Origin of the sequence: Paenibacillus glycanilyticus, assembly GCF_051200795.1 — a bacterium.
GTDB lineage: Bacteria > Bacillota > Bacilli > Paenibacillales > Paenibacillaceae > Pristimantibacillus > Pristimantibacillus glycanilyticus.
The window spans coordinates 5396957-5420601 of the sequence record NZ_CP195155.1 but is presented as its reverse complement, the minus strand read 5'-3'; the positions used below and the strand labels follow the sequence as shown (position 1 = coordinate 5420601).

Below are 23645 nucleotides of genomic sequence, written 5' to 3'. Positions count from 1 at the left end.
ATGAACAAGCTGAATAAAACCTTGCTGCAGTCGCTTGCAGCTATAGTTGCCTTGCAAGGTGCGGTACCGGTATTCGAAGCGGCAGCCGGTGAACATACGGCGAAGGCTTATGCCGAAACGACAAGCAGTGAACAGCGCCAATTCGTGAAAGCGATTACTTCGCTGACGGTGGATAAGGCCCGCTATACGCCCGGCGAAGAGGCAACGCTGACTTTCGCATTGAAGGACGACAGCTCCTGGAGCGGCGAGCTCCATGTGGAGATTTATCAGTTAAACAAGCTTGTGGCCAAAGGCGCTAAGGCCGTTACGGTCCTGCAGGGGCAGGGAGAGCTGCAGGTAAAGTGGAAGCCGCCGGCGGAGGACTATAAGGGCTATCTGGTGAAGGCTTGGATAAAAGGGGCGGCCAGCGATGATTTTGCAACCGCTGCCATCGATGTGTCCAGCGATTGGAAGAAGTACCCGAGGTACGGCTATGTCGGCGAGTTTCCGAAGGAAAAGGCGGAGCAAAGCGATGCGAAGCTGAAGCAGTTGTCCCAGGACTACTATTTGAACGGCTACCAGTTTTACGATTGGATGTGGCGGCACGATGTATCGGTCTATTCCAAAACGGACAGCAGCGGCAAGCCTATTACCGACGAGAACGGAAATTTCATAACGGAAACGATGGATGCGGATACGCATTACACGGATTTGCTCGGACGCGAATTATTTCCGATGTCGGTGAAGCAGCAGGTGGCAGCCGCCCAGAAATACGGCTCTGCCGCGATGGCTTACGAGATGAATTATGCCGCGAGGGAGAGTTATGAGGATTTTGGCGTCAGCCCGTTATGGGGGCTGTATAACAAGTCGGCGCAGTTCCCGCTTGATACGGGCAACCCGCAGAAGGACCAGAACGGATTTACGTTTGACGTGAACGGCCATCCGACGTCGCTGTTCCTGCAGGATCCGGGCAATACGGAGTGGCAGGCTTTTATTGCGAACGAATTTAACCGCGCGGTAAACGAGTTTGGCTTTAACGGCATTCATCTGGACCAATGGGGAGCAAACGATAACGACTATTTGTATGATTACAACGGCAACAAACGGTATTATTCGCTTGATTACGATAAGCTGATTAACGCGGTCAAGAATTCGTTGGCCGTCAATAACCCGAATAGAAACGATGTGACCTTCAACATGGTCGGCGGCAATGCGGAATACAGCGCGGTGCCGAATCCGGCCACCAAGACGGACTTTGATTACAGCGAAATCTGGCAGGACCGGAATCAATACCGAGATCTTCAGAAGGTCGTAGAGGATACGCGCTCCGCAAACGGCGGCAAAGCGATGGTTATCGCGGGCTATATGAACTATAAGCAGGCGACCGGCGTAACAACCCGCGGAACGGAAGCGGAGGATGTACCGGCCACCGTCGATTACCAATCCCGGATATCAAAGGCTTACGGATGGGTTGGCAACTTCGGACGCAAGGATACCGACGCGGTGACCTTTACCGTAACCGTTCCGGAAGCAGGGAATTACAATCTTGTTCTGAATTACGGTCAAGGCAACGGGGCAACGGGGCCGGAAGGCAAGCTGTCCGTAAACGGCGAGGTTGCGGACGCCGCTATTCCTTTTTCGGTCAATACGGGTTGGGGAAATCCAACCGCGCAATACACGGTGCCGGCGGAGCTTAAAGCCGGTGAGAACACGGTTAAGCTGACGCTCAATACGAACAACCTGTGGCTGAACCTGGCCAGCCTGGACGTGGTGGGAAGCGGCGTGAACGACCGTTACGAAGCAGTGGACGCCAAGCTGGATACGGCTATCGTCGATCAGTACAGCAACGTCTACTATTTTGATACAAAAGGCGATTATTTGAAGTTCCGCGTCCGCGTGCCGGAAGCGGGCGATTATCCGCTTGGCTTCAGCTACGCGTCGGATTGGCAGACGGTAAGCCGTGACCTGATCGTTAACGATCAGCCGCAGGGCAGCGTTGCTTTCCCGGGCAACGGTACTAGGGATAAGTTTATTACGCGTAGCGGGCTGGCGACCGTTCATCTGGAGGCTGGCGATAATACGATTATGCTGAAGGCGCCAACGGATGATCTGGGCATAAAGCTGCGGTACATGACTGTCGGGGACAAAAAGTACGAGGCGCTATATGCGGATATCCCGCAGACGAACAGTATTTCCTACAATGAGAGCAAGACGGATAATTTCGGTCAGCCCGGTCAAACGGTAACCTATGAGGTGGATCTGGCGGACGCCGTTGATCGGATTACGGTGCTCTATCATGGCGACAACAGCCCAACGATGACCGTGCTGGTAGACGGCGAGCCTGCGGCGAGCGCGCAAAAGGTGTTGTTCCCGAAAACGCCTGGCGGCTGGGGCGGCGCGATGCAGCGGATGACGCTGGAGGCAGCGGTTCCGGCCGGCCATCATGCGATTACGCTCCGGATGGAATCCAGCGGCCAATATACGAATGTCGGCGGGCTGCTGACCGGCGGTTACGAATACAGCACGGGAAGCGCGGTGACCGGCGGAGGCGTCATTCCGGTGGTTGGTTATGCCTCCGATTTTAACAACGAAAACGACCGGCTTGCGTTCAACGTAGACGCGGAGGAAGCGGGAAGCTATGATCTGCATTGGTTCTACCGGAATAACGGGTCGGATGTTGTGCCGCTAAGCCGCTCGGTTTATATCGGGGACGGAGCAGGTCAGACGGTAAGCTTTGCGCCTACGGCTAGCGACGAATGGGGCGAAGCCGTGTTAAGCGGAGTACAGCTTCAAAAAGGCGCAAACCGGGTAGTGATCAAAATGCTTGAAGGCAGCGACAGCGGCATTCAGCTGGACAAGCTGAAGGTTATTCCAGCAGGAGGAGGCAGCCTTGCCGAGCGCTCCTACGAGGCGGAAAGCTTAAACACGGTAACGCCGTTTTCGTTATACAAAGATACGGTAATGAATTTCAGCGAAGTCGGACAGCAGGTCACTTATCCGGTCACGATCCCGCAGTCCGGAGAGCAAAGCCTGATCTTTACGTATTCCAACCCGGGGGCGTTCACGACCCGTTCCGTCTATATAGATGGCGTAAGAGCCAAGGATGCAAACGGGAATACTCTTAAGCTGGGATTATCGGGGACGGACAACAAAGACCGTTACAGCGGCGACGGGTACGTGATTATCCCGCATATGACGGCTGGGCAGCACACGGTGACGCTTAAGATGGAAGAGGACGATGAACCCGGCATGATCCAGCTGCGCGGCGTAACGGCAGGCTATTTCGACGAATCTTCCGTGCGCTTGATGGATGCGGCGCTGGCATCTATGGGAGCCACCCATATCGAGCTGGGCACGGCGGAGAAGCTCGGGGAGGGGCCAAATATGCTGGCTCACGAGTATTACCCGAACCGCAGCAAGAAGATGACGGAAAGCACGAAGGAAGCGATGAAGGATTATTATAAGTTTTTCGCGGCTTACGAGAACCTGCTCTTCGACAGTAAGGCCGATTCTGACGCTACAATTGGCGTTAAGACCGCAGGAGGAAACGATCTGGCGCTAAGCAAGGACGGCTCGGAAAATACGCTCTGGTATACCGTCCGCAGGAATGCTTCGAACGAAGGGTATGAACATTACGATATTATCCATCTGGTTAATTTGCTCAATAACGACTCCGACTGGAGAAACGCGGCAAACGAGCCGGAGAAGCAAGGCCATCTGAAGGTTGATTATGCGGTTGGCGTCACCAAGCAGGAAGCTGCGGGGCTGAAGGTATTTGCGGCTACCCCTGACCGTGGGGAAGGCGCCATGACGGAGCTGACTTATACCTGGAATGGCGATCATATTGCGATTGATGTTCCGTCAGTAGATTATTGGACGATGCTGGTCGTAGACCGCGATCCGAAGCAAGGACAAGCACAGCAGCTTGATTTAAACGGCAGTGGGGGATCAGGCGGGGGCACGGCGGTTATACCGCCGTCTGAGGGCAGTCGTACCGTAACTGAACAGGATGTGAACAACGCCGCAAACGGTCAAGTAGCCATCCTATTGGAAAAAGGAACGGACCGCGTATTGCTCCCTGTTTCGCTCATCGGCAGCCTCGGCACGAATAAACTAGCGCTTCGGGCAAGCGGCGGTCTTACGCTGCAGTGGAATCCTGATACGCTGAAGAAGCTTGCAAGTTCGGCGCCGGCCGGAGCCTATATGGAGCTTGTGCTGAAGCCGTTGCCGTCCACCGCAGCGCCTGCCGTTGCGCCAGCCATGAAGCTTAAAGGTACCGTCTATTCCATTGAGCTGAATTTGAAGGCAATGGACGGAAGGCTGCTGACATCCGCTCAGTCCCATCTTCAGGCTGAAGTGGAGTCTGAAGTGTCAGCTCCAAAGCTAACGGGTAAGCTGCTTGGTTTGTATGTCTATGACCGCGAGAATAGTCAGTGGAAGTATGCGGGCGGCAGATACAAGGCTTCAAATGGCAGCTTTACGGCTGAATTAAATATCTCAGGCACCTTTGCCGTATTTGAATACGAGAAGAGCTACTTGGATGTAGGAAGCTCGAGCTGGTTCTACGAAGCCGTTGCTTCGCTGTCGGCGAAGCATGTCGTTAACGGGGTGACCGAAAAGCAGTTTGCTCCTGAACGGAAGGGCACCCGCGCCGAAGTGATGGCTATGATTGTCCGTGCGCTAAATCTGAGCGGGAACGGGGCCTCCTCTGCAGCCGGATTTAAAGATGTTCCGGCAGGTGCATGGTATAGCAAGGAATTATCCGCCGCTTATGAAGCGGAGCTCATTCAAGGAGATGCTTCAGGACGCTTTAACCCGAACGCTCCAATTACCCGCCAGGAGCTGGCCGTCATGCTGCTGAGAGCTTATAAGCTTGCAGGCGGCGAATTGCCGGAGGCTGAGGCCGGCAGGACGCAGTATGCCGATGCGGCTCTAATAGCCGCCTGGGCGAAAAAGGCGATTGCCGAAGCCGGCGCGGCCGGCCTGATGCAAGGGGACGGCAACGGGCAATTCGCTCCGGGTCGTCAAGGCACCCGCTCGGAAATTGCGCAGGCCATCGATAATTTACTGGAAAAGATCTAAAGATCCAGGGTGTAACCTTCCCTAGGCTGAGCAGCTCTATCTGCTCAGCCTTTTTAATAGGAACTCCTTATATTATCAAAGGATTTGCTAAGGTATGTGTACATGCCTTTATGCTATAGTTAATAGAATGGAAGATTAAGGAGGAGATTGCGCTGTGAATATACTTATTACGGGTTCCAATAGAGGTCTGGGTTACGAAATCGCTGCCGAAGCGCTGGAGCGCGGGCATCATGTTCTTGCGGGCGTGCGCGATACCGCGGCGCCAGGCAAGCTTGCCGAACTTGCCAAGCCATACGGCGGGCAGCTGGAGCTTGTGGAGCTGGATGTTACGGACGAAGCGGGAGTTGCCGCGTTAGCGGGGACCTTGCGGCAGCAAGGAAGAGCCATTGGCGCAATCGTCAATAATGCCGCCATTCTCGTAGAACGCAATACCCCGATTGAGCAGTTGAATATCGAGGAAGTCGCTAAAACCTTCGATATTAATCTGTTTGGGCCAATGCGGGTCGCGAAGCATTTCCTTCCGCTAGTAACGGAGAAGCATGGAGCCATCATCAATATTTCTTCCGAAGCGGGCAGCATCTCGAATGCTTATCCGGGTGATTACCCGTACGGCATCTCGAAGACGGCGCTGAATATGTTCACGCAGCAGCTCCTGTCCGCCGTGAGGGAACGGGGCATTCAAGTGCTTAGCGTGCATCCGGGCTGGATGAAGACGGACATGGGCGGGGAGAACGCGCCTACCGATCCGCGCCAAAGCGCGAAGGGTATTCTGGATATGATCGAAGGTCAGCTCGTGCCGAAGGGCAAGTTCAATTTTGTCGATTATACGGGCAAGGAAATGCCGATCTAGCTATGTAATCGTTGTTGAAAGCCTGTCTCCCGACCGGGAATACAGGCTTTTTGCGTTGTCGTTATTCTGCAGTTGATATGTCATTTCATCTTGGCAAATAACATATATCATGATATATTGTTATATAATAAACACTTGTCAGAGGGAAGACGGGGGAACGAACAGGATGAACGAATCATCGAAACCGATGTATGAACGGATTTTCGAAGCACTCCGCGAAGACATTATAGAGAAGAAATATACGGCGGGCGACCGGGTTCCTTCGGAGAAGGAGCTGGGCGACGAATACAACGTGAGCCGGATTACGAGCAAGAAGGCGCTGGAGCTTCTGGCTAACGAAGGCTATATTATCCGGCAGCCGGGACGCGGCTCTTTCGTATCGGATCAGCCGGCGCCGCAGCCGAAGCAGCAGGCAGCAGCCGGGACCCCGGCACAGAAGGCGCGCAAGGAAGACGGCAAGCTGCTGATTGGCCTTGTCATTACCGATTTTGCGGACAGCTACGGCAACGGGCTGATTTACGGCATGGAGGAAGCCTCCCGCCATCATAACTGCTACCTGGTTCTCCGGCGTACGTTCGGCATGCCAGCCCTCGAAGAGGAGGCAATCAAGGGACTGCTGGAGCTTGGCGTGGACGGACTCATTATTTTCCCGGCGCAAGGCGAATACTTTAATGCCGAAATTTTGAAGCTGGTCATTAACCAGTTCCCGTTTGTGCTTGTCGACCGCCATCTGAAGGGGATCTCGGCCAGCTCCATTGCAACGGACAATGTAGGGGCCGCCAAGGACGGAACCAACTACTTGTTTGAGCTTGGACATAAATCGATTGCATTCCTGACGCCTCCGCCGGTGGACACAACCGCTATCGAGGAACGGATTGAAGGGTTTATACAAGCCCATGCGGAGAAGGGGATTGTTGTTGACCGGGAGATCTGGATGGAGAATATTACGTCTACGCTTCCGAAGCACAATACGGAGGAGAACAAGCAGGAGGATATTCAGAAGCTGATCAGCCATCTGAATAAGCACCCGCAGATAACGGCGCTGTTTGCGACGGAATTCAATATCGGGCAGATCGCTTTTCAGGCGGTGCAGCAGATGGGCAAGTCCGTGCCTAAGGACTATTCGATTGTCTGCTTTGATTGTCCGGAAACCAATGGACGTTACCCGTTTACCCACCTTAGCCAGAATCAGCATGAGATGGGGCGCGTTGCTTTCGAGAACGTGCTTAAGCTGTGGGCCGGGCAATCCGTACCGAATAAAATTCTGCTGGATGCTGCGCTTGTTGTCAGCGACTCGACAGGTCCGGCCCCATCCTAGTTTTCAAGTACACAAAAGCCTCCTTTGCGGAGGTTTTTTTATTTGCGCTTTTTCATTGCGGATAAGGAATAACAAAATAAGGTTAGAGCACAATATTTTTACAGGGGGGGATGGAGAACCGTGGATAAAGAGAAGGTCGCTGGTCTCATTGATGAAAATTATTATAAAATCGAAGAATTGCTTGATCAAAAAATGCAAATCTGGTCCGACTATGTGGTCTTCTCGGGATTATGGTGGCTGGGCGTTATGCTAAGCGTTGTGCCTTGGATATTGTGGATTCTGCTGCGAAACAAGCAAAGCACGGACCGAATCCTATATGCCGGATTTCTGATCACAATCCTGTCGCTGATGCTGGATGTACTGGGCGATCAATACGGATTCTGGCATTACAGATTTAACGTCATTCCGCTTATCCCGACTTATTTCCCCTGGGATGTAACTTTAATGCCTGTAGGCATCATGTTTTTATTACAGATAAAGCCTGCCGGCAATCCCTACTTAAAAGCGCTGGTGTTTGCCTTGCTAACCTCCTATGCGGCAGAGCCTTTTATTCATTGGCTTGGCATTTATCAGCCAACGAAATGGCGATACACGTATTCCGTTCCGATCCAGTTTGGTCTTTATTTATTGGCTCACTACTTTAGTCGCCGACAAAAATTCCAAGAGCTGATCTGAGCTCGACCTATAAAGAGGGGCAATCGATGTGCATTTGATCCTGGGGGTTATTACCGTGCTCGCGGCATGGAGGTACGGAGACTGGCGGCATTGGCAAAGATATCATCACACCATGATGTTTATTGTCATTGGCAACCTGCTCTATAATTTTCTGACGGCGGGCCATTTCCTCTGGAAGCTGAAGCCGGACTTTTTTCCTAACCACAGCTTGACCGAAATGGTATATACCTTTGTCATATTCCCCGCTACGGCGTTAATGTTTATCTCGAATTACCCTGACCGGTCTAACAAAATCATCGGTCATTACGCAAGGTACATCGGGGTATACGTAGGGGTGGAGTGGTTGTTTATGCTGACGGACCGGATCGTCTACCAGTACGGCTGGAGTCTTGGCTGGTCTATCTTTTTTGACTTCACCATGTTCCCTTTGCTGTGGATCTTTCACAGGAGACCGCTTGTTGCCTACGGAATCACGTTTGTTCTCAGCGCATTCTATGTCTGGTATTTCAAGATCCCGCTTAACGTTCCCGTTGAACAAAGGAATTGATTTAAAATAAAGGCGCAGGAAGAGCCTCCGGTCTGGAGGTTCTTTTTTTTGCTTCCGAAGTCCCGGTTGATTAGTATAAAGGTTGGTATAACCTTTCAAAAAAATATATATTGACATACCATATACATGCCAATATAATAGCAATATCAAATGAAAGCGTTTTATAAAAAGCGTTCAAAGGAAACAAGGAGGCACAAAACTGATGACGCAATCGACAGAAATTCCCGCATCCTTAACGCGACTAGTGGAGCGTATCAAGGAAAAAACAGCGGATCATCCGAATTGGTCGGCGATATTCGAGAAGGCCATTCACAATACGCTGCAAACGACGATTCAGCGCCTGCCGGACGGCACGACATTTGTTATAACAGGTGATATACCAGCTATGTGGCTTCGCGATTCCGCCGCGCAGCTTCGCCCGTTTCTGGTGCTTGCGTCCGAGGATGCCGAGCTGGCCGATCTGATTGAAGGTCTTGTCCGGAGGCAAATGGATTCGATCCTGCTTGATCCTTACGCGAATGCCTTTAATAACGGGCCAACCGGCAAAGGACATCAGGATGATCTGACGGAGATGGGACCATCCATCTGGGAGCGCAAATACGAAATCGATTCGCTTTGCTACCCGCTGCAGCTCAGCTATCTGCTCTGGAAGAATACCGGCAGAACCTCGCAATTTGGAGACGCCTTCCGTCAAGCCGCGGATGCGATTCTGAAGCTCTGGACAACGGAGCAGCAGCATGAGAGCGCATCTCCTTACCGGTTCCAGCGCTTTAATTGCGCGCCAACGGATACGCTGCTGCGCGAAGGCAAAGGCACGGAGACCGCATATACGGGCATGACATGGAGCGGCTTCCGTCCTAGCGATGATGCTTGTACATACGGTTACTTGGTACCGGCTAACATGTTTGCGGTTGTCGTCTTGGGCTATCTCAAGGAAATTGCCGAAGAAGTGCTTGGCGACGAGGAGCTTGCGGCTAGAGCGGCTAAGCTTGGCGGGGAGCTTCATCAAGGCATCCAAACCTATGCCATTACCGATCATCCGGAATTTGGAAAAATATATGCCTATGAAACCGACGGATTAGGCCATTACAATTTTATGGATGACGCTAACGTACCGAGTCTTCTGTCGATTCCTTATCTCGGCTATACCTCGCAGGAGGATCCGATCTACCGCAATACGCGCGATTTTGTGCTAAGCAGCAGCAATCCTTATTACTTCGAAGGCGAAGCGGCAGCCGGAATCGGCAGTCCGCACACCCCGGACCGTTACATCTGGCACATTGCGCTGGCGATGCAGGGGTTGACTACGAATGACCGTTCCGAGAAGGAGAGATTGCTGAGCCTGATGGAAGCCACAACGGCTGGAACCGGATTTATGCACGAAGGGTTCCACGCGGATGATCCGTATCAGTTCAGCCGTCCATGGTTCTCGTGGGCCAACATGATGTTCAGCGAGCTTCTGCTTGATTATTGCGGAATTCGAGTACAAACGAAATAAAAGCGGTTTCATAGGAGGCTTTGCTTAACGGAGGCTTCCTTCGAAATAAATAGTGTAGTGGGTTACTAAAAAAGGGAGGCATGAAAAGTGAAAAAATGGATCACGATGATCGCCTTGGTCACGGTAGTAGCAACGGCAGCCGGCTGCGCAAAAACAACGACAAGCAGCAACGGCAACAGTACGGAAAGCAGCAATGCGAGTGCAAGCAACGATGGGCAAACGGATAACGCTTCGGGGAATTCCGGCGGCGGCAAAGCCGTAGAGCTGACGTTCTGGGGCGACTGGGCCGGTGACGGACAGAAGCAATTCCAGACGATGGTTGATGCTTTCAACAAATCGCAGGACAAAATTCATGTCAAGTATGTGCTTCAGCAGGATCTGATTACGAAGTTCCTGACGGCTGCCACTTCCGGCGGCGCACCTGACGTACTGCTGTGGGACAGATGGCGGACACCTCTGTACGCGCCGAAAAACGTGCTTCACCCAATTGATGATTTCATGACGAAAGACGGCTTGAACAAGGATGATTTCTACGGCGAAGCGCTGAAGGAATTGTCCAATAGCGACAAGCTGTACGGCCTTCCTTTAACCGTTGATGCCCGCGCGCTATTCTATAACAAAAAACTTTTGACCGACGCAGGCGTAACGCAGCCTCCTACAACTTGGGATGAGCTCGAGCAGGCTGCCATCAAGACAACCAAATGGAACGGAAGCAAGCTTGAAGTAGCAGGCTTCTCGCTTGCCGATAACGGACTCTTTAATATGTATCTTCAACAGGCAGGCGGCTCCATGCTGACCGACGACGGCAAGAAAACGAACTTCAACAACGAAAAAGGCCTGTCCGTGCTCGAGTTCTGGGACCGCATGCTGAACCAGGACAAAGTGTATAAGGTTGGCTTCGAGCAAGGACTTGGCGAAGGAACCGACGCTTTCGCGACCGGCAAGGTAGCGATGACTTACAACGGTCCATGGATGCTGAGCACGTATAAGAAATACGGCAAGGATCTGGACTTCGGGGTTGTGCCTCCTCCGGCTGGACCTAACGGAGATAAAGGCGGCGTGATGGGCGGCTTTGGCCTCGTTATTCCGGAAGCCTCGAAAAATCAGGAAGCGGCATGGGAGTTCATCAAGTGGTGGACGGCAAACAAAGACAACGCGCTTCTGTGGGCAAAAACAAGCTTGAACATTCCTGGCTACAAGCCGGCGCTTGACGATCCGTTCTTCAAGGAAGATCCGCTCTGGCAGCCATTCCTCGATACGCTCGAATTCGCGAAGACTCGTCCGGCTCACCCTGGCTACTCCGTCATGGAGACCGAAGCGCTTATTCCGAACCTGGAGCTGTACCAGCAGAAGAAGCAAAACGCGGAGGATACGCTCAAGAAAGCGCAGCAGCGGGGCGACCAGCAGCTCGCGGACAACGAAGACGTGAAATAATTAATGGTCTCCCGGTGGCACGGACCGGATGATAAAGGGAGGGAGACCTCCCTTTATTTATTCCGGCCGGCCAAACGGGATTCACTACGAAGGAGGGAGGAGTGCTGATGTCTTCAATGGGCAAGCTGAATCAGCATCAGGCCCGCATGGCCTACCTGTTTATTACCCCAACGATGCTGCTGTTTTTCGCTTTTACCATTATTCCTGTCGTCATGGCGCTCTACTTAAGCTTTACGAACTACGATGTGGTCAGCCGGATGGAATTCGTTAAGCTCGACAACTACAAGAAGCTGCTTGAGGATGATCTGTTCTGGACGACGTTCAAGAACGTATTCTTCTATTCCGTTATTTTCGTCCCGCTGAACATCATCATTTCCTTATTGCTTGCCATGCTGCTGAACTTCAAGCGGTTCGGAGTCAAGCTGTTCCGTACGATGAATTATCTTCCGACCTTAACCTCCGCCGTTGCGGCGTCCACGGTCTGGATCTGGCTGCTCCATCCGGAGTTCGGCCTGGTGAACAACCTGCTCAGCTACGTGGGAATTACCGGTCCGGCTTGGCTCGCTCAGACGGAGACCGCAATGTTCTCCATTATTATGGTGACGTTATGGCAGTCGGTCGGCTCCAATATGATCATTTATATCGCCGGCCTGCAAGGCGTGCCGGATTACTTGTACGAATCCGCCAAGCTGGACGGAGCAACCGCATTTGCGCGGTTCCGTTATATTACTTGGCCGCAGCTTCGCCCAACAACCTTCCTTGTCAGCACGATGGCGATTATCGGGGCGCTGCAGCTGTTCGACCAGGCCTTTGTCTTGACGCAAGGCGGTCCGGGCAACGTAACCAAGACGCCGGTATATCTCATTTATAACCAGGGCTTCAACCAGCTCAAGATGGGTTACGCGTCTGCCCAAGCGTTTGTGCTGGCCGTGGCGATTCTGATCTTTTCTTTCATTAACATGCGCATTAATAAATCCGAAGAACCGATTGTGTAAGGAGGCACGCAAATGGCACAGCCTATTGTCAAATCCATTGCAGTACGCGCACCCAAGCCGCCTTCTTATACTCTCAAAAGGGTTCTGGTCGGCGTGTTGTTCTACTCGGTTGCGATAGCTATAGCGGCAGCAATGTTCTTGCCGTTTTTCTGGAGTCTGATTACTTCGTTTAAACCAAGCAACGAGATCTTCTCGGTGCCGATCAAGTGGATTCCGTCCAAGCTTACGTTAGAGCATTACCGGTCGGCGTTTACGACCGTACCGTTCGCGGGATATTTCGCAAACTCCTTTATCCTGGCCGCAGCGGGCGTTTTGTGCAACCTGTTCTTTGGGTCCATCAGCGGCTACGCCTTCGCCAAGCTGAACTTCAAGCTGAATAAACCGCTGTTCCGCATACTGCTGGCGGCGATGATGATTCCGGGAATCGTGACGATGATTCCAAGCTTCTACGTATTGAAGCATTTCCCGCTGATTGGCGGCAATGACATCCTTGGAGCCGGAGGCAACGGCTTCCTGAACTCCTTCTGGGGAATTATTCTGCCGGGTGCGTCCGGATCGTTTGCGGTCTTCTTCATGCGGCAGTTCTTCCTGACGCTGCCTTCCGACATGATGGAGATGGCGCGGATCGAAGGCGCCGGCGAGTTCCGCATCTTCTGGAATATTTACCTGCCGCTGACGAAGCCGGCGCTGGCAACCCTTTCGATCTTTACCTTCCAGGCGGGCTGGAACAGCTTCCTGTGGCCGATGATCGTCTTGAATGATCCGGCAAAAGCAACGATACAGATGGGACTGCAGGCGTTCTCGTTCAACCATCAGACCGATTTCGGTCCTATGATGGCCGGTGCGCTGATCGCGATTCTGCCGATTCTCGTCTTGTTCCTCCTGCTCCAGAAGTATTTCGTACAGGGCATTGCCTTTACGGGAACGAAAGGCTGATCGCATTGAATCGCAACAAACGATATTTATGGCTGGCCGTCGCTTCGGCAGTCATCCTTATAGCGTTGGTCTGGTCATTGGTCTGGAAGGATAGGCCGGCAGCAACCTCCGTCATTTGGCAGGAACGGGCGGAAGAAGCGCAGCTTGAACTGACCAAGTCCTTCTGGGACGACAAGCGCGGGCTCTACAACAATGCCGCGCCGTGTATTGCCCAGCTATGCACCGATCCGTTTAACTATTGGTGGCTGGCGCATGCGGTGGATGCGCTGGTCGACGGCTACGAGCGCAGCGGCGATGAACGGTACGCGGAGCAGATCGCCAAGCTGCATCAAGGTCTGCTCGATCGCAACGCCGGCGTGATGATTAACGATTATTACGATGATATGGAATGGATGGCGTTAGCCTGGCTGAGAGCTTACGATGCCACCAAGGACGAGAAGTATAAGCAGGCAGCGCTTGAACTGTGGGAAGAGATTAAAGGCGGCTGGAACGGGGAGATGGGCGGCGGCATCGCTTGGCGCAAGGAGCAGCTCGATTACAAGAATACGCCGGCGAATGCTCCTGCGGCTATTTTGGCGGCGCGGCTGTACGGCCATTTCCATAACGGGGAAGATCTGGCCTGGGCGAAAAAAATTTACGATTGGCAAAAAGAGACGCTTGTGGATCCGGATACCGGTCTCGTATGGGACGGAATCAACCGGACGGGCGACGGCAATATCGACAAGGAATGGAGATTCACGTATGGCCAAGGCGTGTTTATCGGGGCCGGCGTTGAACTATTCCGGGCAACGGAGGATAAGGCTTATCTGGAGGATGCCCGCCGGACGGCGGCTCATCTGAAGGAAGCGTTCCTGTCTCCCGCAACCGGGATGCTTCCATCGGAAGGCGACGGCGACGGGGGCTTGTTCAAAGGCGTATTAATCCGCTATTTGGGAGAACTGATTGCCGCTGATCCGGATGGGCCGGAGCGTAACGAATGGGTTGGCATGCTTGAGACCAACGCGAACAGCTTATGGGAATACGGCAAAGCGGAAGACAAAGCGGTATTCAGCAATTCATGGGCCGAAGCGCCGGATGCCATCGTGCAGTTAAGCACGGAACTAAGCGGAATAATGCTGCTCGAGCAGATGGCCGTATTGGAGAAAAACGGACAATTACAGTAGGCAGAGGATACGGGGAGAGTGAGAGCAATGGTGTGGGCGGCAAGAGCGGAAGAGGCGCAGCAGGCATTGGAGCAATTGTATTGGAATCCTTCCATTAACATGTACGATATCGAAATTCCGTGCCCGGACGGCGCTTGCAATACGATTTTTCATTACTGGTGGATGGCGCATGCCGTAGATGCATTGGCGGATGGACTGAACCGCACGGGAAGCGACTTCTACCGGGAACGGCTGGAGTCTTTCTACGAAGGCATATTGAGCCGCAACAACGGCGAATGGCCCAATGAGCTGTACGACGACATGGAATGGATGGCGATCGCTTGGCTGCGGGCTTATCAGGCGACCGGCGTAGAGAAATACAAAGGTGCGGCCCTTCTCTTGTGGGAGGATATCCAGACCGGCTGGAACGAGCATGCGGGAGGCGGAATCGCTTGGCAGAAGCCACAGCTCGATTACAAGAATACCCCTGCCAACGCGCCTGCCGTTATTTTGGCGGCAAGACTGTATCAGGCATTTGGCCGCGAAGAGGATCTGGCGTGGGCTCACAAGATCTATAATTGGCTGAAGGCAAGCCTTGTGGATCCGGAGACCGGTTTTGTCTGGGACGGCATGAACCGGACCGGCGACGGATCGATTGATAAGGACTGGAAATTCACTTACTGCCAAGGCGTTTATATTGGCGCTGCGGTAGAGCTGTACCGGATTACGGGCGATTCGGCTTATTTGCGCGACGCGGAGCGCACGGCGAAGGCTGCGGCAGACGAGCTGCTTCAAGGCGGTTTATGGCCGGATGAAGGCGATGGAGACGGCGGCTTGTTCAAGGGCATTCTGATCCGCTATCTGGGCGAGCTGGCTTCCGTATCGGAGGAGCGGGCAGAGCTGTCGGCGCTGCTGGAACAGCAGGGCCAAGCCTTGTGGACGCGTGGCGCTGATCCTGCGCGCAAGGTATTCAGCACCTTCTGGAGCGTTCAGCCGGAAGAGCGCGTTACGCTTAGCACGCAGCTTAGCGGCATAATGCTGCTGGAACAGCTGGCAGTGCTGGAGAAGCGCGGTCTGACAAGCACGGCATTATCCGAGGAGGTACAGTCCTAATGGCGATGGCGGCACAAGGAATTTGGGCAGAACGCGCGGCAATCGCGCAGGAGGATTTTCGCCGTCTGTTCTGGAATGAACAGCGCGGCGTAATGGATCAGGTGGTGCCCTGCAACGGCACTTGCAATGATCACTGGATTTATTGGTGGCATGCGCATGTGGTAGACGTATTGGTAGACTCCCTGGAGCGCACGAAGTCGGAAGAGGATGAGGCTCTGCTGGAGCGGGCATTCCGCGGGGCAAAGAAATGGAACGGCGATACGCTGCTTCATAATTACTACGACGATATGGAATGGATGGCGCTTGCGCTGCTCAGAGCTTATAGTACGACAGGGAAATCGTTCTACAAGGAAGGCGCTCTTGAGCTGTGGGAAGATATCAAGACCGCATGGAACGATCATATGGGCGGCGGCATGGCGTGGAAGAAGGATCAACTGGACTACAAAAACACGCCAGCGAATGCTCCGGCCTCCATTCTGGCTGCGCGCATTTATCAGTTGAACCGCCGCGAAGAAGACTTGGAATGGGCGAAGCGGATCTACCAATTCAATAAGGAACGGCTTGTTGACCCGGAGACCGGCTTCGTCTGGGACGGCATGAACCGGCTGGGCGACGGCAAGATCGATTACGATTGGAAATATACGTATTGCCAAGGCGTCTTTATCGGAGCCGGCATTGAGCTGTACAACTGCACGGGGGAGGAGAGCTATCTCATTGATGCTCAGAGAACCGCAGGGGCAACCGTCCAGGAGCTGGTCGATCCGGAGACGGGCATGCTGCCGCGCGAGGGGAATGACGACTGCGGCCTGTTCAAAGGCATTCTGATCCGTTATCTGGTTAACCTCATTCGTATTCAGCCCGATTTGTCGCTGCCATGGGTCAATCTGATCCGGCATAACGCGGTCTCCTTGTGGGAGCGGGGACGTTCGGAAGCCGGCTTGTTCAGCTTATCCTGGGCAGGAGAGCCGGAGCCGGAAGTTCAACTGAGCGGCCAGCTGAGCGGCGTGATGCTTCTTGAGGCGATGGCGGAGCTGGAAAGAGACGGCTTCCTCGCGCCTAGGTAGTGGGCGGCTTCCTCGCGCCTAGGTAGTGGGCGGCTTGTTCTGACGGTACAGCATCCGGAACTGCTTAGGCGTCTTGCCGGTTCGCTTGTGGAAGCAGCGGACGAAATACGGGAAGGAGCCAAAGCCGGTATCCTCCGCAATGGCTCCGACAGGATCGTTGGTGTGAATAAGCAGCCGTTTGGCTTGTTCGATCCGGTATTGGGTGACATAGTCAAGCGGCGTGCAGCCAAACGTTCTTTTCATGCACAAGGCGATATAGTTGGCGTGAAAATGCAGCTCCTCCGCCATCCGCTTATAGCTTAGCGGGTCACGGTAATGCTTGCGCAAATAAAGGGCGGCATCCTCGGCCAGCTGCAGATGGGAGCTTTGCGTTGTCTCTCCCTTGCTGTCCTCCTGAAGCTTAAGGAGAATCGCGTGGAACAGCTGCTGCTCCTGCCAGCGGGAGTTACCGGCCGGATTTTCATACAGGTGAAGAAGCTCGCGGAACAGCTCTTCTCCTCTTCCGAGGCTTTGTACCGGGCCGGAGCGCGGCAGATAGAAGGAGAAGTATTCAATAGGCGGATAAAGAGGCTCTTGCTCAGGCGGCAAGGGTTCTTTGTCGTAAGGCTCGGGATGCCACTGTCCGGTCGTCTGGAAATGCAGCCAGTAGAAGTGAGTCTCTTCCCTGCAAGGGATGACGGTATGATGGTCCAGATCCGGGCGCAATATGCCGAAAGAACCGGCCGGCAAGGTGAGCTCGTTCTCCCCTTCGGCCAGATACAGGCATCCTTCGGTTACGAAGAGCAGATCAAACACGCCGATGCTGCTGCGGTCGGGATGCTTTCTGCCCGGCTGGTACGTATCTTCCCCGATTTGAACAAAGTGGGGCATAGGCGGACATTCAAAATGAAACATTATCAGAATCCTCCGATTGAACAGGAATGAATCCAGTATAAGTAATTACGGGAGCTTTGTAAACATGCCTTCGAATCTATTAAGTTGTAATCGGACAAATAGTAGTTGCGATTGTCTATCCAGCCCGAGGCCGGTCTAATGGTATATTCGAAGCAGACGAATGGGAGGGAGCTTAACCATGAAAAGTATCTTTGAGGCTTTGCCGCTCGGCAGCATTCAAGCGGAAGGATGGCTGTACAACCAGCTTCGGATTCAGGCAGACGGATTAACGGGACATCTGGAGGAGCATTGGCCGGACGTTGGCCCGGATAACGGATGGATTGGCGGCAACGGCGAAAGCTGGGAGCGTGGTCCGTATTATTTGGACGGATTGCTGCCGCTTGCGTATATTTTGAACGATGAGACATTGATCGCGAAGGCAAACCGCTGGGTGGAATGGGCGCTGAACAGCCAGCAGGAGAGCGGCATGTTTGGTCCGGCGCGAATCGAGACGGTCAATAATGACGTAAGCAAGGAGCAGGATTGGTGGCATTACATGATCATGCTCAAGGTCTTTACGCAATACGAGGAAGCGACCGGCGATGCGCGGGTTATTCCGTTCCTGACGAGATTCGCGGATTACGTAGCCGGGCAGATTGAGGAGCAGCCGCTGCAGGGATGGGCCAAAGCGCGCGGCGCGGAGCTGCTTCTCTGCCTCATCTGGCTGTATAAGCGCACCGGCAAGGAAGAACTGCTGAAGCTGGCTTCCATCGTGAAGGAGCAGACAACGGACTGGACCGATATCTTTTACGATTTTCCGTTCTGGCGGAAGGTCGAGCAGTGGGATTGGAGAACGCATGTCGTTAATGTGGCGATGGGATTCAAGATGCCGGGCGTGCTCTACGAGCTGACCGAGGACAGCCATGAGCTGGAGGCGGTGTACCGCGGAATCGAAAGCCTGATGACTTATCACGGACAGGCGCATGGCATGTTCTCCGGCGACGAATGGCTGTCTGGCACGCATCCAAGCCAAGGCGTGGAATTATGCGCGGTAGTGGAATACATGTTCACGCTGGAGCAGTTGATACGGATTTTCGGAGACGGCAAATTTGCCGACGTATTGGAAAAGGTAGCCTTTAACGCTTTGCCTGCCGCCATTTCGGCTGATTGGACCTCCCATCAATACGATCAGCAGGTGAATCAGATTATTTGCAACGTGGCCCCACGCGCATGGAGCAACGGTCCATATGCCAACGTCTTTGGCCTGGAGCCGAATTTCGGCTGCTGTACGGCCAACATGCACCAGGGCTGGCCTAAGCTGGTTTCCCATTTGTGGATGAAAGACCATGAGGGAGGGTTAGCTGCCGTTTCCTATGCTCCATGTCTTGTTCGTACGAAGGTCGCGGGCGGCGTGCAAGCCGAGCTTCGGGTATCCGGGGAGTATCCGTTCCGGGAGCGGGTAAAAGTAGAGCTTCAGCTGGAGCGTTCGGCTAGCTTTGCGGTACGGCTGCGTATTCCGGGCTGGTGCGAATCGCCGGTCATTACGGTAAACGGAACCGCTGCAGCGCTTGAGATCGAGCAAGGTTATGCGGCCATTCACCGCGAATGGCAGACGGGGGACCGCATTGAGCTGTTGCTTCCGATGGAGCCGAAGACCGTCTCCCGCAATTTGTATGCCGTAAGCGTAGAACGCGGACCTCTTGTTTATGCCCTTCCCGTGGAAGAGAGCTGGCAGCTGCTGCGGAAGCGCGAACGGTTCCATGATTATGAGGTGTACCCGGCTTCCCCGTGGAAATACGGCTTGCTGGCGGATACCACGTTCAAGGCGGTTGCAAGCAGCGAGGAAATTCCATACCAGCCGTTCCTGGCCGTAGAGTCTCCCGTTAAGCTCGCCGTATTGGGCCAGCTGGTGCCGGATTGGAAAATGGAGGGCAATAATGCAGGAACTCCGCCAATCGCACCGAATACAGATGATCAGCCGGTCACCGAGCTTGTACTTGTTCCGTATGGCGGAGCAAAGCTTCGGATCGGGGAATTCCCGTTAATCGGCGAACGAAAGACATCAAGAACACGATAATACGGAAACTAACAGACGAGGTGTAAGAAGAATGACGGTAAATCAAGCAAACGAAGGATTTTTCCACGGCGAACGCGCGATTTGGCTGCGTTTTGGACCGTACGAGGCTGCGCTTCTTCCTGAGATTGGCGGCAACCTGATTGCTTTTCGGGATGTAGAGAAGGAATACAGCTTCCTGCATGAACCAACGCCCGAGGAGATGGAGAGCTTCAAGGCAAGGCCGATGATCCACGGCATCCCCGTGCTGTTCCCGCCGAACCGCTATGAGGACGGCAAATTCCCTTGGAAGGGGAAAGTTCATCAATTCGAGGTCAATGAACCGGCAACGGGCAACCATCTTCATGGCTTCCTTTATCAGACTCCATGGCAGGTTGAAGACTTCGGCGTTAACAAAACGGAGAGCTATGTGGTCGTATCGGTTCAGGTGAATGAGAACCATCCTTCTTATGCCAGCTTCCCGTTTAACTATACGATTCGTCTCCGTTACTCGTTAAGCGAGAACGGCCTGCTGCAGCAAGTGACGGTCCGCAATGACGGCGAAGAGGCAATGCCTTGCCTGCTCGCTTTCCATACTTCGGTGAACGCGCCGTTTGTGCCGGGCGGAGAGGCTAAGGATTACCGCATCCATATGACGCTTGGAGAGCGTTGGGAGCTGAACGAGCGGATGCTGCCGACGAAGCAGTATCAGCCTCTGAAGGAAGAAGAGCAGCTTATGCGCGACAGCGGCGTATATCCTTTCTTCGAAGCGATGGATAACCACTATACGGCTCGCCCGCAGAACGGACGCAACCGGATGGAGCTGACAGATACCAAAGCGGGCGTTAAGCTTGTCTATGATGTAGGCACCTCCTACAAGCAGTGGATGATCTGGAATAACAATGCGACGGAGGGCTTCTTCTGTCCGGAGCCGCAGATCAATCTGGTGAATGCTCCCAATGTGGATCTGCCAGCGGATGAAATCGGTCTCCTAAGCCTGGCTGCTGGGGAAATCTTTGAGGAATCCAGCCGGCTTTATGTTGTAAAAGGCTAATAGCGCGTGGAGCTGCCCCTCGTCATCTTCGGATGATGAGGGGCAGCTTTTTGCCTATCGCCAAATCGCCAAATCGCCTGATCCGCCTGACTGCTAACGAAACTACGTAACGCTATTCGCTTCAAAACGAGGACTTTGTAATTGTAACGAAACTACATATCGTTATTGACGGTGTATTGGTGCAATTTGACCGTCAAAGTGCCAAATAGCGATATACAGTTTCGTTAGAACTGGCGAGAGGATGTTTTCCGCGTTCTAACGCTCTGTAGTTTCGTTAGCGGGGAAAAGCGCAACTTCATCCGTCTTCCCGCGTTAACATTTAGTGGAAACAGGATGTGATTTACAACAATCCGTGATCGAAAGTTGAGGGGACGTTATGGGAATCTTTTTTATCATTGCGTTTGTCATTATGCTGCTGGCCGTGCTCAATATAGACGGGAAAATAAAGAAGCATTTGGAGAATCAGAAGCTTATAATCGAGAAGCTTGATCTTCTGCTCCATTCCCAAACCAATAAAGACTCCGAATAAAGGGGGAGATATGCATCACAATGCCGTCATGCACCATAGAATCTCCATGTACGGGGAGCCCTGCCCCAAATGCGGTAAGCCGTTGCGCACGCCGCAAGCAAAAATGTGCGCTGCATGCGGCGAAAAGGTTCATCCCGCGCGATGGCCTGATTTCATTTGATAGACTTGGTCATGAGAACATGAGGGATGCCATCCTCCATGAATTCAGCCGATGCTCCCTCATAGCCAAGCTTCTCATAGAATCCTTTCGCATGCGTTTGTCCATGCAGCTTAACTTTAGGGAGCCCCTTCTCGAGCGCGATTTCCTCCAATGCGGCGATGATTTGCCGGCCAATCCCGAATTTACGGTAAGGCTCTAATAGGCAAATACGCTCTAGCTTGCCCATTCCTTCGACCGTGCGGATCCTTCCCGTACCAACCGCTTCCCCATCATAATAGGCCAGAATATGCTCGCATTTTCCGTCCAACCGATCAAATTCGTCAAATTCATCGGCAAGAGATACTCCTTGTTCTTCAACAAACACTTTCCTTCTGATCGAAAATGCGCTCTCGAGCTCCTCGGGTGTTGCAATTTTTGTTGGGTTCATACGTTCCCCAGCCTTTCCGGATTTATTTTTATGGCGATTATCGTCATAATGAATAACAGCGATAAATGCAGTATATATAAAATTATTATTGCTGTAAATGCAACAAAATTTAATGGCTGGCAGGTGACAACATGAGGGAGATACTTCGTGAGGTTGGCATGATCGCGAGGGCATTAGATTCCATAAGCAATATCGAGTTCAAGGAGCTTGAGCTTACCAAAGGACAATACCTGTATCTGGTTCGCATCTTTGAGCATCCGGGAATTATTCAGGAGAAGCTGGCGGAAATGATAAAGGTAGACCGGACGACGGCTGCGCGTGCGATCCAGAAGCTTGAGATTCAAGGCTTTATCGAGAAGAAAGACGATGAATCAAACAAGAAGATCAAAAGGCTGTTTACAACGGAGAAAGGCAAGTTGGCTTATCCTTTTTTGAAGCGGGAAGGGGATCATTCGAATTCTGTGGCACTGGCGGGAATAACGGAAGCGGAAGCGGAAACGCTTTTCCAATTGCTGCAAAGGGTCAGGAAAAATATTGAGGTCGAGTGGGACTCCGTGAAAAAGGGGAATAAAAGAGACTACTAAGAGAAGGCAGCCGTCATGAATGACCGGCTGCCGGGTAGGAATAGGCCCGTTCAACTTTACAGATTTTAACGTTGTAGCTCTCATACCAGGCCTGCTTGCCTTTCTCCTGGGCAACCTGGTGCAGCCCGTTCTGCCTCCAGTTTTGAATCGCCTCCAGGCTTTCCCAATAGGAAATCGTAATGCCTGCTCCCGAGGCATCCCTCACGCTCTCCACGGACAGGAATCCAGGCTGCTTTGCGGCAAGCTCCTCCATTTTGTCGGACATAGCGCCGTATCCATGATCCCCGTCCGTCCGTTGACTCGAAAAAATAACCGCATAACAAGTGTCCATTACCATGTTTATCAGGCTCCTTTCTGCATTAATTAGACTATACTATTGATTGTAAGATAAATAAAATGAATGATAATAATGCTAAACATGAAAGAGTTTCATTTAAGGCGGGACAACGATGAATATAGAAAAGTACCGGATTTTTAGCAAGGTCGTTGAGGTGGGAAGTTTAACAAAGGCGGGGGAGCTCTTGAATCTGACGCAATCGGCGATCAGTCACGCGGTTTCCAGCTTGGAGAACGAGCTTGGCTTGAGTCTGCTTATAAGAAACAGGGCGGGAATTCAGCTTACGAACAACGGTGAACGTCTGATCCATCCGATCAGAGAAATTCTTCGCGCGAATGATATTTTGAACCAAGAGGTAGCCGCTATAAAAGGAATCGAGATCGGAACGGTTAAGATCGCGACCTTCACTAGCGTTTCAATACAATGGCTGCCGCAAATCATGAAGCAATTTCAGAATCTGTATCCTCAAATCGAAGTGAAGCTGCTGGACGGCAACTATGATGAGATCGAGGAGTGGATCGCGAATGGATCGGCCGATTTTGGCTTTGTTAATCTCCCAGCCCGCAAAGCATTTGATGTAGTACCGCTTCATCAGGATAGGATGATGTGCGTAATGAATGCCGGGCATCCTTTCAGTCATCGGAAGGCTGTCAGCTTGGAGCTGATTATGGAGGAGCCTTTTATTATGCCGGTTGCAGGCTGCGACACGGATGTACAACGAATCTTTTCGCAGAACAAATGCAAGCCGCAAATTAAATACGAGTTGGAGGATGACCATGCCATCATTGCAATGGTGCAAAGCAATCTTGGGATCAGCATTCTTCCCGAAATGATATTGACGCATCTTCCGGACAACGTCTGCTGCCGTCCGCTGGAAAGCGAGCATTTCCGCCATATTGGCCTTGCCGCAAGGTCTTTTAAGAATGTCTCCCCGGCAGCAAGAAAGTTGATGGAATGGATTAGAACTTGGATGGCGTCCCGATAAACTTATAGTT

The 23645-nt window shown here is 52.7% G+C and carries 20 protein-coding genes; 17 read left to right on the top strand and 3 right to left on the bottom strand.

Translation table 11 applies throughout. The features are described 5' to 3' along the window. The 12 genes from ACR9FF_RS24455 to ACR9FF_RS24400 all read left to right on the top strand — a co-directional run bounded on the left by ACR9FF_RS24455 (position 1) and on the right by ACR9FF_RS24400 (position 16633). Positions 1–5061, top strand: a complete 5061-nt coding sequence (locus ACR9FF_RS24455) for a glycoside hydrolase family 66 protein (RefSeq protein ID WP_435165700.1) — start codon at positions 1–3, stop codon at positions 5059–5061. 154 nt (positions 5062–5215) lie between these two features. Further along, complete coding sequence (locus ACR9FF_RS24450; protein WP_127491626.1) at positions 5216–5911, top strand: SDR family oxidoreductase; 696 nt, start codon at positions 5216–5218, stop codon at positions 5909–5911. 166 nt (positions 5912–6077) lie between these two features. Beyond that, positions 6078–7229, top strand: coding sequence for a GntR family transcriptional regulator (locus ACR9FF_RS24445; protein ID WP_127491624.1), 1152 nt, complete (start codon positions 6078–6080; stop codon positions 7227–7229). Between the two features lie 120 nt (positions 7230–7349). After that, entirely contained in the window at positions 7350–7904 is a 555-nt protein-coding gene (locus ACR9FF_RS24440) for a CBO0543 family protein (protein WP_435165695.1), read from the top strand. A gap of 28 nt (positions 7905–7932) precedes the next feature. Next, positions 7933–8451: a CBO0543 family protein gene (locus tag ACR9FF_RS24435; protein ID WP_201007871.1), complete on the top strand. Its 519-nt coding sequence runs from the start codon at positions 7933–7935 to the stop codon at positions 8449–8451. Positions 8452–8653: 202 nt separating this feature from the next. Beyond that, entirely contained in the window at positions 8654–9949 is a 1296-nt protein-coding gene (locus ACR9FF_RS24430) for a glycoside hydrolase family 125 protein (RefSeq protein WP_435165691.1), read from the top strand. 87 nt (positions 9950–10036) lie between these two features. Next, the gene (locus ACR9FF_RS24425; protein ID WP_435165688.1) at positions 10037–11383 is read left to right on the top strand and encodes an ABC transporter substrate-binding protein; all 1347 of its coding nucleotides are present in this window, start codon (positions 10037–10039) and stop codon (positions 11381–11383) included. A gap of 107 nt (positions 11384–11490) precedes the next feature. Beyond that, the gene (locus tag ACR9FF_RS24420) at positions 11491–12378 is read left to right on the top strand and encodes a carbohydrate ABC transporter permease (protein ID WP_248761466.1); all 888 of its coding nucleotides are present in this window, start codon (positions 11491–11493) and stop codon (positions 12376–12378) included. 12 nt (positions 12379–12390) lie between these two features. Then, positions 12391–13314 (top strand): carbohydrate ABC transporter permease, encoded by a 924-nt coding sequence (locus ACR9FF_RS24415; RefSeq protein WP_435165684.1) that lies wholly within the window; start codon positions 12391–12393, stop codon positions 13312–13314. Between the two features lie 5 nt (positions 13315–13319). Next, complete coding sequence (locus ACR9FF_RS24410; RefSeq protein WP_435165681.1) at positions 13320–14477, top strand: glycoside hydrolase family 76 protein; 1158 nt, start codon at positions 13320–13322, stop codon at positions 14475–14477. A 27-nt stretch (positions 14478–14504) separates the two neighbouring features. Then, complete coding sequence (locus ACR9FF_RS24405) at positions 14505–15569, top strand: glycoside hydrolase family 76 protein (RefSeq protein WP_435172205.1); 1065 nt, start codon at positions 14505–14507, stop codon at positions 15567–15569. After that, a complete protein-coding gene (locus ACR9FF_RS24400) occupies positions 15569–16633 on the top strand; it encodes a glycoside hydrolase family 76 protein (protein ID WP_435165678.1) in 1065 nt (354 codons plus the stop codon). The genes ACR9FF_RS24405 and ACR9FF_RS24400 overlap by 1 nt, the downstream gene beginning before the upstream one ends. Positions 16634–16651: 18 nt before the next feature. Here the strand turns inward: ACR9FF_RS24400 and ACR9FF_RS24395 are convergent, their stop codons facing one another. Then, positions 16652–17527: a helix-turn-helix transcriptional regulator gene (locus tag ACR9FF_RS24395; RefSeq protein ID WP_435165675.1), complete on the bottom strand. Its 876-nt coding sequence runs from the start codon at positions 17525–17527 to the stop codon at positions 16652–16654. Between the two features lie 178 nt (positions 17528–17705). Here ACR9FF_RS24395 and ACR9FF_RS24390 point away from each other — a divergent pair, with 178 nt between their 5' ends. From ACR9FF_RS24390 to ACR9FF_RS24380, 3 genes are all read left to right on the top strand, one after another. Beyond that, positions 17706–19583 (top strand): beta-L-arabinofuranosidase domain-containing protein, encoded by a 1878-nt coding sequence (locus ACR9FF_RS24390; RefSeq protein WP_435165672.1) that lies wholly within the window; start codon positions 17706–17708, stop codon positions 19581–19583. Positions 19584–19614: 31 nt separating this feature from the next. Further along, positions 19615–20613 carry an aldose 1-epimerase gene (locus ACR9FF_RS24385; protein WP_435165669.1) on the top strand — a complete coding sequence of 333 codons (999 nt, stop codon included), beginning with the start codon at positions 19615–19617 and terminating at the stop codon, positions 20611–20613. Positions 20614–20989: 376 nt separating this feature from the next. Continuing rightward, on the top strand, positions 20990–21142 hold the full coding sequence (locus ACR9FF_RS24380; RefSeq protein ID WP_164775372.1) for a hypothetical protein: 153 nt from the start codon (positions 20990–20992) through the stop codon (positions 21140–21142). Between the two features lie 152 nt (positions 21143–21294). On the opposite strand, the gene ACR9FF_RS24375 is transcribed toward ACR9FF_RS24380, so the two are convergent. Further along, positions 21295–21729 (bottom strand): GNAT family N-acetyltransferase, encoded by a 435-nt coding sequence (locus ACR9FF_RS24375; protein WP_435165666.1) that lies wholly within the window; start codon positions 21727–21729, stop codon positions 21295–21297. 131 nt (positions 21730–21860) lie between these two features. On the opposite strand from ACR9FF_RS24375, the gene ACR9FF_RS24370 reads away from it, so the two are divergent. Continuing rightward, entirely contained in the window at positions 21861–22313 is a 453-nt protein-coding gene (locus ACR9FF_RS24370) for a MarR family winged helix-turn-helix transcriptional regulator (protein ID WP_435165663.1), read from the top strand. Between the two features lie 13 nt (positions 22314–22326). Here ACR9FF_RS24370 and ACR9FF_RS24365 read toward each other — a convergent pair whose 3' ends face one another. Beyond that, the gene (locus ACR9FF_RS24365) at positions 22327–22650 is read right to left on the bottom strand and encodes an antibiotic biosynthesis monooxygenase family protein (RefSeq protein ID WP_201007881.1); all 324 of its coding nucleotides are present in this window, start codon (positions 22648–22650) and stop codon (positions 22327–22329) included. Positions 22651–22762: 112 nt separating this feature from the next. Between ACR9FF_RS24365 and ACR9FF_RS24360 the strand changes: the two genes are divergently transcribed. Continuing rightward, positions 22763–23635, top strand: coding sequence for a LysR family transcriptional regulator (locus ACR9FF_RS24360; RefSeq protein ID WP_435165660.1), 873 nt, complete (start codon positions 22763–22765; stop codon positions 23633–23635). Positions 23636–23645: the final 10 nt, after the last annotated feature.

Bases quoted from the DNA above. Each gene is read 5' to 3' on its own strand.
- ACR9FF_RS24455 (WP_435165700.1), top strand. From the start codon at position 1: ATGAACAAGCTGAATAAAACCTTGCTGCAGTCGCTTGCAGCTATAGTT.
- ACR9FF_RS24445 (WP_127491624.1), top strand. From the start codon at position 6,078: ATGAACGAATCATCGAAACCGATGTATGAACGGATTTTCGAAGCACTC.
- ACR9FF_RS24430 (WP_435165691.1), top strand. From the start codon at position 8,654: ATGACGCAATCGACAGAAATTCCCGCATCCTTAACGCGACTAGTGGAG.
- ACR9FF_RS24420 (WP_248761466.1), top strand. From the start codon at position 11,491: ATGTCTTCAATGGGCAAGCTGAATCAGCATCAGGCCCGCATGGCCTAC.
- ACR9FF_RS24415 (WP_435165684.1), top strand. From the start codon at position 12,391: ATGGCACAGCCTATTGTCAAATCCATTGCAGTACGCGCACCCAAGCCG.
- ACR9FF_RS24405 (WP_435172205.1), top strand. From the start codon at position 14,505: ATGGTGTGGGCGGCAAGAGCGGAAGAGGCGCAGCAGGCATTGGAGCAA.
- ACR9FF_RS24400 (WP_435165678.1), top strand. From the start codon at position 15,569: ATGGCGATGGCGGCACAAGGAATTTGGGCAGAACGCGCGGCAATCGCG.
- ACR9FF_RS24395 (WP_435165675.1), bottom strand. From the start codon at position 17,527: ATGTTTCATTTTGAATGTCCGCCTATGCCCCACTTTGTTCAAATCGGG.
- ACR9FF_RS24390 (WP_435165672.1), top strand. From the start codon at position 17,706: ATGAAAAGTATCTTTGAGGCTTTGCCGCTCGGCAGCATTCAAGCGGAA.
- ACR9FF_RS24385 (WP_435165669.1), top strand. From the start codon at position 19,615: ATGACGGTAAATCAAGCAAACGAAGGATTTTTCCACGGCGAACGCGCG.
- ACR9FF_RS24380 (WP_164775372.1), top strand. From the start codon at position 20,990: ATGGGAATCTTTTTTATCATTGCGTTTGTCATTATGCTGCTGGCCGTG.
- ACR9FF_RS24375 (WP_435165666.1), bottom strand. From the start codon at position 21,729: ATGAACCCAACAAAAATTGCAACACCCGAGGAGCTCGAGAGCGCATTT.
- ACR9FF_RS24370 (WP_435165663.1), top strand. From the start codon at position 21,861: ATGAGGGAGATACTTCGTGAGGTTGGCATGATCGCGAGGGCATTAGAT.
- ACR9FF_RS24365 (WP_201007881.1), bottom strand. From the start codon at position 22,650: ATGGTAATGGACACTTGTTATGCGGTTATTTTTTCGAGTCAACGGACG.
- ACR9FF_RS24360 (WP_435165660.1), top strand. From the start codon at position 22,763: ATGAATATAGAAAAGTACCGGATTTTTAGCAAGGTCGTTGAGGTGGGA.